Origin of the sequence: Paraglaciecola polaris LMG 21857, assembly GCF_000315055.1 — a bacterium.
Lineage (GTDB): Bacteria > Pseudomonadota > Gammaproteobacteria > Enterobacterales > Alteromonadaceae > Paraglaciecola > Paraglaciecola polaris.
The window spans coordinates 1-15,127 of the sequence record NZ_BAER01000089.1; the positions used below are offsets into that span (position 1 = coordinate 1).

Genomic DNA, 15,127 nt, shown 5'->3' on the forward strand with positions numbered 1-15,127 from the left:
AGTTAGCGGTTTTTTTTATGGAAAATTTATCGTTTTTTGTAGGAAAGCTAGCCCCCTACATACAACAATAATTAAGCTTCAAACAAGCTTCGATGTAACGCTTTCACCACGTCTGTGCTGTCTTTTTCGCTGACCAACATCGACATGTTGTGCACATTAGCGCCAAAGCAAATCATACGCAGGTTGAAATCAGAAACCGCGGCAAAGATACGGCTAGAGACTCCAGCAGCACTGTGCATGTTATTACCCACCACAGTGACCAAATCGAAATGTTCTTCAAGCTCGACTTCACAAATTTGGCTCAACTCCTCAATCGTTTCACGATTGAGCCGCTGCAATACTGAGTTAGCAGGGTTGTCCAAAGTGAAAGAAACACAGATTTCCGAAGTAGTCACCAAATCAACGCTCAAATTATGTTTTGCGATAATGGTAAATACGTTCTGTAAGAAGCCCTGTGCGTACATCATTTTAGGTGTTTTAACTGTGACCATCACTTGGTCTTTACGGCGGGTAATCGCCCGATAAGACGGCTCATGCACACAATCACGTACAATCCAGGTGCCGCCTTTCTCTGGCTCTTTGCTTGAGCCCACAAACACTTTGATATTTTGCCGCAGCGCAGGCTCCATGGTCGCAGGGTGTAAGACCTTGGCACCAAATGTGGCCATCTCAGCGGCTTCTTCAAAACTAAGCTCAGGCAATGGGCGAGCGGCATCTGTGATACGTGGATCGGTGGTATACACACCGATTACGTCAGTCCAAATCTCGCAGCTCTGTGCGCCTAAGGCTTCGGCTAACAAAGCCGCGGTAAAGTCAGAGCCTCCTCGACCTAATGTAGTGGTATTGCCTGCTTCATCAGAACCAATAAAACCTTGAGTTACCAATACTGTTTTGGTCATCTCCGGTGCCATCAACTGCAGGGCTCGCTGCTTAATACCTTCAAGCTGCGGTGCAGCCTGACCAAATTCACTATCGGTCAATAATACTTTGCGCACATCAAAATTATCTGCTGGCAAGCCTTGTTGAGTCAGTACTTCGCTAAACAATAAAGACGCCATGCGCTCACCATGGGATAACAAGCTGTCTTTTAAGTCAGGGCGATGCAAAATTTCTTCATGCAACGCTAATTGTTTCAATGACTCAAGTAACTCCATCAACTTATCTGCCACCAATGTAGGCGCACCCAAGTCATGTAGGATGGCAAATTCAATGGCACGAATTTGTTCAATATAGGTGCTGATTTCGTCTTTCGTGAGCGCCTTGTGGGCTAACTCGACCAAAATATTAGTGACCCCAGCAGAAGCGCTGACCACCACAACCTTGGTGTCTGGATTACCTTTAACAACCTTGACGCAATTAAGCATAGATGCATAGTTTGCGACGCTGGTGCCACCAAATTTAGCTACGTTTATCGATGAGTCACTCAATGTTTTTCCTAATTAAAGTTTGTACAAAAAAGATGCCATAAATTACCAGTTTTTTTGCGCAGATAAAGCATATTTTCTATGTTTATGTGCACTTTTTGGAATAGGGTATGCGATAGGATGCCAGAACAGTCACTTATGCAACGAGAACGGTTTAAAATCCCCCATTTACGCGCAGAAATACGCCACCACAGCGACGCGAGCAATAAAAACAATAGATGAAGAAGACGCTATGTTTGCCAGCCCCCCCATTCGACAGGTGTTTATTGTTCCGGCTCAACGAGCGGTATAACCAGGGTAAGTGGCTATCCACAGGATTGCAGCGCCCTTTTGGGTGAGATCAGTGGATATGCCAGCCAATAGGAGTTTATTTTCTGTCGCCAGAAGTAAGGGCTGTTGATAAAGGCTGCCTACGGATGTGAGTGAGCAACATAAGGGCGTAAATTATTGTGCCTTAATCAGCATTGTATCCCCGACTTTTATACCATTTTTGGCATACCAGCCCTGGTTCATCTCCAGCGCATAAAGCACAGCTTGTGACGCCCCCACTGAGGTTAAATCATGGGGTTGCATAGGCTTGATATCCGCAATAACACCATCACTTCGAATGAAGGCGACATCCAAAGCAATAAAGGTATTTTGCATCCACATACTGGCTTTCTTAGAGCCCGAAAACTTGAACAACATACCGCACTGCTGACACATAGACTTGCGATACATTAATCCCGCAGCCCGCTGCTCAAATGTGTGAGCATACTCCACTTCAAGAGGCACGTTTTTCACCGTAATATTGACTAGAGGCAATGTTTGGTATTGCTCGTTATCTGCAGCACTGACGGCCTGAAACGAAGCTAAACTAAAACACCCCGTTAATAACAGCGGCATAAGTAAACGTAAACATTTTAATGACATGAGTATTCCCTTCATTTGAGTAAAACACGTCTGTGAACACATGGATATTTATGTGTTAGCGCGTCTTGCTTGTTTCATATTTGATTGTTACAAAACCAATTTAAAACAATGGGTTATTTTATTCACCAAGCTTAAGTTTACTGTACCAAAAAACAGAAGTGAACAACCTTAACTATGCTGGAGCAGCAAAAACCGCATTTAACCCACAAAAAAGCCGAACAAGGCTTACGCCTGTTCGGCTGATAGTGCATGACGCTAATTAATGTTATTTAATCAGTGCTTACGCAATATTTAATGCAGGGATGATATTTTCTTTCGCTGCAGCTTCGGCTTTTTTGAACTCTTCAATACGGTCGAAGTTCAAGTAGCGGAACACATCGCCAGACATAGATTCAATCTTGTTAGCATATTCCATGTACTCAGCAGTAGTCGGAATGCGACCAACGATAGCGCCAACGGCTGCAAGCTCAGCAGAACACAAGTACACATCAGCGCCATCACCTAAACGGTTAGGGAAGTTACGCGTAGAGGTTGATAATACGGTTGAGTTGGCAAGTACACGCGCTTGGTTACCCATACACAGTGAACAACCAGGCATTTCAGTACGCACACCCACACGACCGTAGATGTTGTAATAACCTTCTTCCATTAACACCGCTTTGTCCATCTTGGTTGGTGGCGATATCCACAAACGAGTAGGCAAGGTTTTGTTAAATTGCTCAAGCAGTTTACCTGCTGCACGGAAATGACCAATGTTAGTCATACAAGAACCAATGAAGACTTCATCAATCTTAACACCAGCAACGTCAGATAAAGTTTTTGCATCATCTGGATCGTTCGGACAACATAGGATTGGCTCATGAATATCAGCAAGGTCAATCTCGATGGTTTCAACGTATTCGGCGTCTTTATCCGCTTCCATCAATTCTGGGTTAGCTAACCACTCTTCCATTTTACGTGCACGACGCTCAAGAGTACGAGGGTCGCCGTAACCTTCGTTGATCATCCAACGTAACATAGTAATGTTAGATGTTAAGTATTCGGCAATTGACTCTTTAGAAAGCTTGATAGTACAGCCGGCAGCTGAACGCTCAGCTGATGCATCTGATAATTCAAATGCTTGCTCAACGGTTAAATCATTGAGGCCTTCGATTTCAAGTATACGACCAGAAAAAGCGTTTATTTTGCCTTTCTTAGCCACGGTCAAAAGACCTTGCTTGATACCGTACAATGGAATGGCATGAACCAAATCACGTAAGGTAATACCTGGTTTCATTTTGCCTTTGAAGCGAACCAATACTGATTCAGGCATATCAAGAGGCATCACGCCCGTTGCTGCGGCAAAAGCCACTAAACCTGAACCTGCAGGGAACGAAATACCCATAGGGAAACGCGTATGTGAGTCACCACCTGTACCAACGGTATCAGGTAACAACATACGGTTTAACCATGAGTGAATAATACCGTCACCTGGGCGAAGTGAAACACCGCCACGGTTCATGATGAAATCAGGCAAGGTATGCTGAGTATCGATATCCACCGGCTTAGGATAAGCAGCCGTATGACAGAAAGATTGCATGGTCAAGTCAGCAGAGAAACCTAAACACGCTAAATCTTTAAGTTCATCACGCGTCATAGGACCCGTTGTATCTTGCGAGCCAACTGTGGTCATTTTAGGTTCACAGTAGGTGCCTGGGCGAATACCTTCAACGCCACATGCTTTACCCACCATTTTCTGTGCAAGGGTATAACCTTTACCTGTATCAACAGGTTGATCCGGTGTACGGAACAAATCAGACGCGCCTAAGCCTAAGGACTCACGTGCTTTGTCGGTTAAACCACGACCAATGATCAAGTTAATACGGCCACCAGCACGTACTTCGTCTAACAATACCTCAGACTTGTACTCGTACTTAGATAACTCTTCACCTGTTTCAGCGTTAGTGATACGACCTTCAAGAGGGAATATATCGATCACGTCACCCATGTTCATGTTGTCTACGTCAGCTTCAAATACCAAGGCACCTGCATCTTCCATAGTGTTGAAAAAGATTGGCGCAACTTTACTGCCAATACAGACTCCACCACCACGTTTGTTTGGTACGCCAGGTAAATCTTCACCGAAGAACCAAAGCACTGAGTTAGTCGCTGATTTACGTGAAGAACCTGTACCAACTACGTCACCAACAAAAGCAACTGGGTGGCCTTTGGCTTTAATCTCTTCGATTTTCGCTAAAGGACCAATTTCGCCATGTACTTCAGGCGTTAAGCCATCGCGAGTCATTTTATAGGCTGCACGAGCATGTAATGGGATATCAGGGCGAGACCATGCATCTGGAGCAGGTGACAGGTCATCTGTGTTCGTTTCGCCTGTGACTTTAAACACAGAATAGGTGATTTTTTCTGGCAGGTCAGGACGTGAAGTAAACCATTCAGCATCAGCCCAAGACTGTAATACGTCTTTAGCGAATTCATTACCTGCACGGGCTTTTTCTTCAACGTCGTGAAACGCATCAAACATAAGCAAAGTGTGCTTAAGCTCTTCCGCTGCAAGTTCAGCTAAATCGTTGTTATCTAACGCTTCAACCAAGGTGACTATGTTGTAACCACCATGCATGTTACCCAATAATTGGATAGCCGCATCTTTGCTGATAAGCGGAGAGGTCGCTTCATCATTAATAATGGCACTCAAAAAGCCTGCTTTTACATACGCAGCTTCATCCACGCCCGGTGGAACGCGCTCTGATAACAACTCAAGTAAAAAGTCTCCCTCGCCCGCAGGCGGCGCTTTAAGCAAATCGACCAAACCAGCAACTTGCTCGGCATTTAATGGTTTAGGTGGAATACTTTCGGCAGAACGTTCTTCAACATGTTTACGATATGCTTCTAACACAATTAGGACCTCTTGATTGACTCAAAGAACACCGGACGTTCTTGAGTATGTAAATAAAACCGAGCAAGTATAAGGCTTCTAGCGTCAAAATAGAAATAACCTGTTTACTTGCTGCCTTATATTGGCTATTCCCTACAAAAATAGGGGTTAATAAGATGTTAAGTGCTGCGAAAATCAGGTTTTAAGGGGGTAAAATTCGCTTACTTGCCCAACTTGGCAGTGGGTAAGGTGTTAAAAACACCTTCCGAGCTCACCATTGCCATGTTTACACTGAGTATATTCTCTGTATATGGCGCATCAGTGACAGCCGTCGCCACCAATCAGGTTAATAAATATAGCCCAATAACGAATACCAATTTAACCAAACATTCGCCACATGATATAGGTAAAGCTCATTACTTTGTCAGGAAGATATCATGAAACTGTTCAAATTCAGCATATTGGCTGTCCTTGCTATTGCAGCCTATCTGCTACTGTGGCCCGTTCCTGTGGAACCCCAAGCTTGGCAAGCGCCAAAAGATCCCGGGTATATAGGCCCCTTTGCCCAGAACAATAAGTTGGCCAATTTAGATACATTATCTTTAGATGGACAACAAGGTCCCGAGGATTTTGCATTGAGTCCCGACGGCACTATCGCCACCGCTACTCATTCGGGCAGCATCATGCGACTCAAGCCTAGTCATGAAGGATTTACGCCTTGGGTAAATACCGGTGGCAGACCTTTAGGGATCGAGTTCGATCACATGGGTAATCTCATCGTCGCCGATGCGGTAAAAGGCTTATTATCCATTAGTAAAAACGGGCAAATCACCGTCCTCAGTGCACAGGTAAATAACAGTAAAATCGTTTATGCCGACGATGTGGATGTCGCACAAAACGGCATGTTGTATTTTACCGACGCCACGACAAAATTTGCTGCCCAAGATTACGGTGGTACGTTAGCCGCAAGCTTACTTGAAATATTAGAACATGCCGGTAATGGAAGGCTGCTAGCCTATGATCCTCGCAGCAAAGAAACCCGGGTATTACTCAAGGGATTACATTTTACCAATGGTGTGGCCGTTAGCCACGATCAGCGCTCAGTATTGATCAACGAAACCGGCAGCTATCGGGTGTTACGCTACTGGCTTACGGGCCCTAAAGCCGAGCAAGTCGAAGTGTTAATCGATAATCTACCTGGTTTTCCCGACAATATTGCTCGTGCTCCAAGCGGTGGGTATTGGCTTGGCTTTGCTTCCCCTCGCTCAAAAACCTTGGACGATTTAGCTAGCTCACCATTTTTACGTAAAATAGTTCAGCGCTTACCCCGTTTTATGCGTCCGGTCGCCAAAGACTATGGCCACGTCATTAAAATCAATGAAAATGGTCAGGTCATAATGGACTTACAAGACCCAAGCGGTGAATATCCGTTTACCACAGGTGTACTGGAAACCTCAGACGCACTATACATCAGTAGTTTGACCGCCAAGAGTGTGGGTCGAAAGCCGATTAATTAGCTAAAACACGTTAACAAAGCGATACCGGCAATTTTTTGCGCATGAACACGGGGGTTATTCGATCGCCAACTAGCTTATTAAGATTTTCATAGCTTGGCGGATAACCCACATGCGTAAACATCTCTTTTAGAAAACTCTTTTCATTACACGCAGAACCATTTTTACCACCTGAATAGCTGTAAAAAGCCATCCGTTTAAAAAGAGAAAGCCACAACAAGTATGGCTTTTATCTGCACCCATACACTGCATGAATGGCTTAATACTGCCCCTTTCCTAATAAAGATAAGCAACCCATTATCAATACCCTGCGTAATTATGTCGATGTTCTTTACAGATATATAACCAAATCATTACCGAGCGTTTTATGACGTTGAAATGACTATCTATTTCAAGTCTGGCGCGAAATATGCTGGTCACCCCACAGCATAGAATATACCCATTTTGGGCTATTTTTAATGCACTCAATCGACGCTAACTTGAGTAAGTAAGGGCTCTTCAAGTGATGTTTAAATTGAGTTAATCGGAGAGCAAATACCATGCACAAATATTGCAAAATACCAAACATACTACACATTCTTGCATTGTTGGCGGTTATCACTATGGCTCCGGCCAAAGCAGACTTAATCTCTTTTTCAGCCACCCTAGATGGTGCTCAGGCAAATGCAGGTGCTGGTTCGGGTAGTTTAGCCACAGGCTCTGCCACTATGTGGTTGGATGATATGACGAATAATTTTTCTTGGAATATAGGCTGGAGCGGTCTTGACGAAGTAGTAGCAGCACACTTTCATGGTCCCGCTGCACCAGATGCGAACGCAGGAGTGGAGGTTGCAATAGATTTCACCATGAATCCGACTATGGGTAATGCCATACTTAACGATCAGCAAGTCGGCGATTTACTGGCTGGTTTATGGTACATCAATATACATACGGCAGACTTTCCTGGCGGTGAAATACGTGGCCAAGTCGTGCCTGAGCCCGACGTACTTTCGTTATTATTAGTGCCACTGATTGGCCTGATATACGTGCGCCGTCGCCGTCGTTAAACCGTCTGTACTACTGGGTCAAATGTCTTAGCCTGCTAATAAAGAAAAGCCACAATTAATGTGGCTTTTTACGTCTACTGTTTGATTGTCTGCGACTGTCTGGGTCAGTACCCGCCACCTTGTTGTGGGGCTGGTTATCACTGAAACGTGTTAACCCTTGTTGGGCTTTCTTAGCGTTAGGTGATTGAGCACCCTTACCTTTGGCGTAAGCCTTATTCGCTGAACGTTTAGCGAATTCTTTTTGTTCGCGACCTTTGAGTTCATTGCGGCTTTCAGCTGGCACTAGGCACTTAGCCCCATTCCCAATCAAATATCCTTTACCCATTTCAGTCAACGTCTTACGTAATAATGGCCAGTTAACCGGATCATGATAACGTAAAAATGCGCGATGCAAACGACGATGGATCTCCCCTTTGGGGATAGAAACCTCTTCGCTCTTGTGACTCACCTTATGGATCGGGTTCTTACCCGTGTGGTACATGGTGGTCGCGTTTGCCATCGGTGACGGGTAGAAGTTTTGCACCTGATCTAACTTAAAATTACGCTCCTTTAACCACAGCGCAAGATTCAACATATCTTCATCTTCTGTGCCAGGATGGGCGGAAATAAAATACGGGATCAGGTACTGGTCTTTACCTGCTTCTTTGGTGTATTTATCAAACATTTCTTTGAAGCGGTCATAGGTGCCCATGCCCGGCTTCATCATTTTATCCAGCGGCGCTTTTTCAGTATGCTCAGGGGCAATTTTAAGATAGCCCCCCACATGATGAGTCACCAGTTCGCGCACATAATTGGGATCTTCAATGGCCAAGTCATAACGTACACCGGATGCAATTAAGACTTTTTTCACCCCTTCAACATCACGCGCTTTACGGTACAACTCAACCGTAGGAGTTTGGTCCGTATCTAGGTGTCCACAAATTTCCGGCCATACACAAGATAAACGACGGCAAGCCTGCTCAGCCTTAGGACTTTTACAGCGCAATTTATACATGTTTGCTGTTGGTCCGCCTAAGTCCGAAATTACCCCTGTAAAACCAGGTACCTTGTCACGGATCTGCTCTATTTCACGAATAATCGACTCTTCAGAACGACTTTGGATCACCCGCCCCTCATGCTCAGTGATAGAACAGAAAGTACAGCCGCCAAAACAACCGCGCATGATATTCACCGACGTTTTGATCATGTCGTAAGCAGGGATTTTCGCCTTACCATAGCTGGGGTGTGGCACCCGGGCATAAGGTAAATCAAACACCGCATCCATTTCTTCGGTTTCAAGTGGATAAGCAGGTGGATTAATCCAAATAATTCTATCCCCATGACGCTGAGCTAACGCTCGAGCACAACCAGGGTTTGTTTCTTTGTGCAAGATACGAGAGGTATGCGCGTAATGGGTTTTCTCGGCGCGCACCACATCGTAAGGAGGCAATAACACATAGGTTTTATCCCAAGGTTTACGCCTTTGGGTTTTCGAGGTAAACGGCTGTACAACGATAGGCTGGGCTTTTTGCTCTTCGATTGCAGCTTGCTTTTCAGCTTCAGAGGAAATGGCACATTTATCTTCAATCATTTCATAAGGACTGATAACAGGGTCAATTTTCCCAATCGAATCTAAATGCGTTGAATCGACACCTTGCCAACCGGGTAACGGCTCTTTACGAATCACAGCGGTACCACGAATATCTTGCATTTGCTCTATGGTTTCACCCGCAGCAAAACGGTGGGCCATTTCAAGTAAAGGCCGCTCTGCATTACCAAACATAAGCATATCCGCTTTCGAATCAAACAAGACTGAACGACGTACTTTGTCTGACCAATAATCGTAATGGGCAATACGGCGTAAGCTCGCCTCAATACCGCCGATAACCACGGGTTTTTTATACGCTTCTTTGCAGCGCTGGGTATATACAGTTACTGCACGATCCGGGCGCTTGCCTCCTTCGTTATTAGCCGTATAAGCATCATCATGACGCAGTTTACGTTCCGCAGTATAACGATTGATCATCGAGTCCATGTTGCCCGCAGTCACACCAAAAAATAAATTGGGCTCACCCAGTTGCATGAAGTCGCTTTTATTTGTCCAGTCTGGTTGGGAAATAATCCCCACCCGGAAACCTTGTGACTCGAGTACACGGCCAATGACCGCCATACCAAAGCTAGGGTGATCCACATAAGCATCTCCCGTCACAATAATGATGTCACAACTATCCCAACCCAAGATATCCATTTCTTTACGTGACATAGGCAAAAATGGCGCAGGGCCAAAACATTCAGCCCAATATTTAGGGTAAGAAAAAAGACCGCGATCGGCTTTCATACGCCCTACGGGTTGGCGTTTAACAGGCGATTTAGCGACAGGTTGACTCAGGTTGGACATATAACTCCACAGAAAAGATAAAAATTTGCTTAAAATTTGACCGCGGGAGTATATACCTAAAGTACTTTTTAGCCCAGTAAAGTCGCTCGAAAAAGGTAATTAATCACGCTTATTAATGAAAAGAAATGCCCGCTGTCAGCAGCGGGCATTCACAACAACGACAATGGAAACTAGGAGTTAGTGGGATCAGCTTGGCGCATTAGTGCGTCAAACACTTCACGGTCGGGATAACCGTCAGCGATCATATTCTGTTTGCGTTGGAACTGACTGATGCCCGCTCGTGTGCCAGGACCTAAAATCCCGTCGGCTTTACCCACGTCAAAACCCAGTACATTTAATTTGTCTTGCAGCTGACGCATTTCGTCCACTGTGTAGCTGGGCAGTTTTGGCAGAGGTTTAGATAAGGTTCCTAGACCAGCAATACGATCGGCCAAATGTCCCACGGCAATGCCGTAATACTCAGAATTATTCCAACGCAAAATAACGTTAAAGTTCTTATAAGCCAAAAAGGCAGGTCCTTCGTGGCCTGCAGGGACCAACAATGCCCCTTTAATGTCGGCAGTGCCAAGTGCGTTACCACCAATCCGCGTGACGCCCTCGCGGTTCCATAAGGACAGTGGTTTAGGAGTATTTTTGCCGACTAAGGTATAATCAAATGAAGCAGGTAGACTCACCTCGCGTCCCCATTTAAAACCGGTTTGCCAGCCTAAGTTTTTCAAGAAATTAGCTGCCGAAGCCAAAGCATCTTTTTCACTATCCCATAAATTTATGTGTCCGTCTTTATCGCCGTCTACCGCATACTTCATGTAAGCGGATGGCATAAATTGGGTATGCCCCATTGCGCCAGCCCATGAGCCAACCATTTGCTTATCGTCTAAATCTTCACGGTCAATTAATAACAGGGCTTGCATTAATTCACTGGAAAAGTAGCGGCTACGACGGTTATCGCAAGCAAGCGTCACCAAAGAATCAATAACCGGTGACTTGCCCTTGTAGGAGCCAAAATTAGTTTCCAGTCCCCAAAATGCCAATAAATACTGAGCTGGTACACCATACTGCTTATTCAATTCGCCGAGAAACGCCCTGTGTTTCGCCAACATTTGCTGGCCCTTTTCGATACGCCAGGTGTTCACTCGTTTTTCAAAGTAATCGGTAAAGGTCTGCACAAATTCAGGTTGGTTGCGATCCAATGAGATAATTTTTTCTTTGTATTTAGCTTGGCCTAATACGTCTCTGCTCACCCGCACTGACACGCCAGCGTCTTGTGCTTGGCTTTGCAATTCAACCACACATTGAGCAAACTGTGCACGAGGGCTAAGCGCCTCATCCATTTTATTTTGTGCGTGCTCTGTTGCCATTACCTGAGCAGGATTTTGCACCTCCTTCGTGGCCTTGTCTTTATCAGTGCCTTGGGAATATGCAGGCGCACTCAGACAAGCTAACACTGACAAACACACGACCGCCGAAAATCTATTTAATATTGTTCGCAACTTATACTCCCACTCATAAAAAGGTCACATTTAGCAAAAAACGCTATGCTAAACCACTGACCAAAAATTAACAGACTTAGGATCGATTTAACCGATACAAATTCTATATTTTTCGTATGCCCAATAGGTTAAAACGATTCACTAAACATCTTCTGTTATCCCTGCAATATCACGTCGCCAAACTGATTCAGCCATAATATCGGTATTTACTTCCACATGGTCTAGCCAAGTTTTGCCGATGAGATGATCATATTCGTGCAAAAAAATACGCGCCACAAAACCGTCCAAGCGCAGGTTTACCCGCATAGCATCTCGGGTTTGGTATTCAATTTCTACCCAGGTAGAGCGGCGTATGAACCCTCGTAATCCAGGCACAGATAAACACCCTTCCCAGTCTTTTACGCTTTCATTTGCACTTCGTTTCACTTTAGGATTAATCAGTATTAAGGGCTGCATATCCGGCGCTTCGGGATAACGCGGGCTTGGGCGCGACGCGATGATCATCACTGCCCGCTCATCAAAAACTTGAGGCGCAGCAATACCCACCCCATTAGCGTCTTGCATGGTCAGCAGTAAATTATCCACAAAGGATTGAAATGCCTCAGTCTTCATTTCACTGTCAGTCACTGGGGTCGCTATGGCGCGCAGTATAGCTTCACCTACTTGAGCAATTTTCATATGGCAGTTCTCCTTTGAACTAACACCTAAAGTTTGGCTATCATTATTTAACTGACTAATTGCAGCTGAGCAAATTCACGATACAGAGCATTGCTTTCAATCAAGTTTTGGTGCTTGTCTATCGCAACAATTCTACCCTGATCCATCACCACAATACGGTCAGCATTGATCACTGTGGACAATCTATGGGCAATAATTAACGTAGTTTTATTTTTCATTAACTCATCTAAAGCTAATTTGATGTATTGCTCATTCGCGGCATCAAGTGAACTGGTCGCTTCGTCGAGCAGCAAAATCGGCCTGTCGGCGAGAATCGCCCGGGCGATAGAGATCCGTTGCTTTTGGCCGCCAGATAAACGTACTCCTCGCTCACCAAGATCCGTTTGATAACCTTGGGGCAATTGCACGATAAACTCCTCTGCTCTAGCTGCTTTTGCGGCGGCCTGCACTTCATCATCGCTGGCATCTGGGCGCCCATAACGAATATTCTCCGCTACGCTGGTAGCAAAAATCACCGACTCTTGAGGCACCAGTGCAAATTGGCGCCGCAGGTCGTCTAACCCCAATTGGGTGACATCAATTCCCTCTAAGGTAATGTGCCCAGACTGAATGTCATAAAAACGCAGCAACAACTGAAACAAACTCGACTTACCTGCCCCACTCGGCCCGACTAATGCGATACGTTCACCGGCTTCAATGGCTAAATTTAATTGCTCTAATGCCAGCACGCCCTCACCACTGGGATAACTGAAATCGACCTGAGATAACTGCAAATTCCCAGTCACATGTGTCGGCAAGGGTTTTGGGTCTGACGGTGCCATCACAGTGCTGCTGGTATTAAGCAGTTCCATCAATCGTTCGCTCGCTCCTGCCGCCTTTTGTATCTCACCAATCACTTCACTTATCGTCGCCACTGCTCCGCCCGCCATCACAGCGTAAAACATAAAAGCGGTTAACTCACCGGCACTTAAACTGCCGTTTAACACTTGCTGTGCCCCAAGCCATGCGACAATCGTAATAGCCGTAATGCTGATCCCCATGATGCATGACACCAGCAAAGCACGAAATCGAATTCTACTTTTAGCAGCGCTCATCACATCTTCTACTCGTCCTTCGAACATACTCTTATCTAAATGTTCATGGGAATAAGCTTGTACGGTATGAATTTCATGTAAAGACTCATCAACATAAGCCCCTAAATCGGCCACTCTGTCTTGACTGTTGCGGGCGTAGTAACGCACCTTTGCGCCAAAAATACGAATGGGTAACAACACGATTGGCACCGCAATCAGTACATATAAGGTTAACATCGGGCTGGTGATCAGCATCAGTAACAAAGCACCAATAAAGGTAATGCTGGCTCGCAGTGCCATAGATAATCCCATGCCGACCACTGATTGCAATACAGTGGTGTCACTGGTGAATCGGGAAATCACTTCACCTGTGCGTGTTTTTTCAAAAAACGCCGGCGGCAAAGTAAGTAAATGAGAATATACCGATTGGCGTATATCTGCGCTAACCCGCTCCCCCAACCAAATCATCAGATAAAAACGAAAATAAGCCGCCACGCTACCAATTAACGCGATCCCCATGACAACCAGCATCATTTGATTAAGTTTATCGGCGTTACTGGCCACAAACCCTTCATCAACCACCACTTTCACACCTTGGCCGAGCAATAACCAAGAGCCAGAACCGACGATTAAAGCGCCAATAGCGAACAGCACTTTTACTTTATAGGGGGCAAGTTGACCAAACAACCAACGCATTAGGGTGAGGGTTTTAACGGATTTCACGGGCGTCCTAATAATTCAATGACATAAAGTAGCGACGAAACGAGAGGTTACCAATCATGCTACTCAAAAATAGGTAGAAAGGATCTTGGGGCACGTCAGGCAGTTTTAAATAACACCTTAATATATTGTTAAGCTGGCCACTCTATGATGCGCCTTCATTGATACAGCGATCCGTAAATATTTTATGCATATAATCCAGCAATTCAAACATCAGCTACAGTGTTGTAAAATCAAACCGCAAATGGCCATGGTGCTGACGGCCTTATTTGTTACATTAACCGGCAATTTCACTTTCTTCGGGCACCTTAATACTGCATACCCTTGGGCACAAAACAGCCTATTTATCATTTCAGTGGGCATCATGTTATGGGCGCTGAATTGCATACTGTGCATTTTGTTGAATTGGTTTATGCCCGTAAAACTCGCCATTTTCATCATCCTATTAACGGCAGCATTGTGCAGTTATTTCACTGATGGTTTCGGCATCATATTTGATCAAGAAATGATCCGTAATCTCTTTGCCACGGATACCGCAGAGGCAACAGATCTATTCAATTTAGGCATGTTAGGGCATGTTGTGCTGTTTGGCATACTGCCAATAATGGTGATTAGTCAACTGACTATTGTAAAGCAACCAAAATTAGCGGATATCAAACGTCGCGCTATATTTACCAGCTTAACCCTATTCGCCAGTGTGGTTATTATTGGCGCCAACCTCTTCACTTTTAGTGGTCAATACGCCAGTTTTTTCCGTGAACATAAAGCGGTGCGCTTTTATACCAATCCAGTGGAGCCGATGTATTCTTTTGTGACCTTGGGTTTGCAAAATTTGCGTTCAGCATCGTCCGACCAATATGTCTTTAAAACCACCCGTGCTGCCATTCCTGATACGGATATAGCCAGTGAACTTGTTATTGTGGTTGTAGGGGAAACCGCCCGGGCCGACCACTTTTCTTTAAATGGCTATACCCGTGAAACCAATCCCTTATTGAGCAACGAAAAAGACCTAGTGTCGTTT

Annotated in this window: 10 protein-coding genes; 3 read left to right on the forward strand and 7 right to left on the reverse strand. The window is 45.1% G+C overall.

Features of this window, described 5'->3' with window-relative positions:
• Positions 1-71 precede the first annotated feature (71 nt).
• The 3 genes from lysC to acnB all read right to left on the reverse strand — a co-directional run bounded on the left by lysC (position 72) and on the right by acnB (position 5,229).
• Positions 72-1,427, reverse strand: a complete 1,356-nt coding sequence (lysC, locus tag GPLA_RS15050) for a lysine-sensitive aspartokinase 3 (protein ID WP_007105800.1) — start codon at positions 1,425-1,427, stop codon at positions 72-74.
• A gap of 441 nt (positions 1,428-1,868) precedes the next feature.
• On the reverse strand, positions 1,869-2,336 hold the full coding sequence (locus GPLA_RS15055) for a DUF192 domain-containing protein (RefSeq protein ID WP_007105801.1): 468 nt from the start codon (positions 2,334-2,336) through the stop codon (positions 1,869-1,871).
• 280 nt (positions 2,337-2,616) lie between these two features.
• Positions 2,617-5,229, reverse strand: coding sequence for a bifunctional aconitate hydratase 2/2-methylisocitrate dehydratase (gene acnB / locus GPLA_RS15060; protein WP_007105803.1), 2,613 nt, complete (start codon positions 5,227-5,229; stop codon positions 2,617-2,619).
• 416 nt (positions 5,230-5,645) lie between these two features.
• Between acnB and GPLA_RS15070 the strand changes: the two genes are divergently transcribed.
• Positions 5,646-6,725, forward strand: coding sequence for an SMP-30/gluconolactonase/LRE family protein (locus GPLA_RS15070; protein WP_007105805.1), 1,080 nt, complete (start codon positions 5,646-5,648; stop codon positions 6,723-6,725).
• A gap of 536 nt (positions 6,726-7,261) precedes the next feature.
• Positions 7,262-7,768 (forward strand): CHRD domain-containing protein, encoded by a 507-nt coding sequence (locus tag GPLA_RS15075; protein ID WP_040514983.1) that lies wholly within the window; start codon positions 7,262-7,264, stop codon positions 7,766-7,768.
• Positions 7,769-7,823: 55 nt separating this feature from the next.
• Here GPLA_RS15075 and GPLA_RS15080 read toward each other — a convergent pair whose 3' ends face one another.
• From GPLA_RS15080 to GPLA_RS15095, 4 genes are all read right to left on the reverse strand, one after another.
• Positions 7,824-10,145 carry a YgiQ family radical SAM protein gene (locus tag GPLA_RS15080; protein WP_007105809.1) on the reverse strand — a complete coding sequence of 774 codons (2,322 nt, stop codon included), beginning with the start codon at positions 10,143-10,145 and terminating at the stop codon, positions 7,824-7,826.
• A gap of 170 nt (positions 10,146-10,315) precedes the next feature.
• Positions 10,316-11,503, reverse strand: coding sequence for a lytic murein transglycosylase (locus GPLA_RS15085; RefSeq protein ID WP_083882081.1), 1,188 nt, complete (start codon positions 11,501-11,503; stop codon positions 10,316-10,318).
• 273 nt (positions 11,504-11,776) lie between these two features.
• Positions 11,777-12,313, reverse strand: a complete 537-nt coding sequence (def, locus tag GPLA_RS15090; protein ID WP_007105811.1) for a peptide deformylase — start codon at positions 12,311-12,313, stop codon at positions 11,777-11,779.
• A gap of 47 nt (positions 12,314-12,360) precedes the next feature.
• The gene (locus GPLA_RS15095) at positions 12,361-14,109 is read right to left on the reverse strand and encodes an ABC transporter transmembrane domain-containing protein (RefSeq protein WP_007105812.1); all 1,749 of its coding nucleotides are present in this window, start codon (positions 14,107-14,109) and stop codon (positions 12,361-12,363) included.
• Positions 14,110-14,293: 184 nt separating this feature from the next.
• Between GPLA_RS15095 and GPLA_RS15100 the strand changes: the two genes are divergently transcribed.
• On the forward strand, positions 14,294-15,127 hold an 834-nt coding region (locus GPLA_RS15100), incomplete at its 3' end, for a phosphoethanolamine transferase domain-containing protein (RefSeq protein WP_040514989.1).

Excerpts from the sequence above, each read along its gene's own strand:
- GPLA_RS15055 (WP_007105801.1), bottom strand. The coding sequence starts at position 2,336 with ATGTCATTAAAATGTTTACGTTTACTTATGCCGCTGTTATTAACGGGG.
- GPLA_RS15070 (WP_007105805.1), top strand. The coding sequence starts at position 5,646 with ATGAAACTGTTCAAATTCAGCATATTGGCTGTCCTTGCTATTGCAGCC.
- GPLA_RS15075 (WP_040514983.1), top strand. The coding sequence starts at position 7,262 with ATGCACAAATATTGCAAAATACCAAACATACTACACATTCTTGCATTG.
- GPLA_RS15080 (WP_007105809.1), bottom strand. The coding sequence starts at position 10,145 with ATGTCCAACCTGAGTCAACCTGTCGCTAAATCGCCTGTTAAACGCCAA.
- GPLA_RS15085 (WP_083882081.1), bottom strand. The coding sequence starts at position 11,503 with ATGGCAACAGAGCACGCACAAAATAAAATGGATGAGGCGCTTAGCCCT.
- def (WP_007105811.1), bottom strand. The coding sequence starts at position 12,313 with ATGAAAATTGCTCAAGTAGGTGAAGCTATACTGCGCGCCATAGCGACC.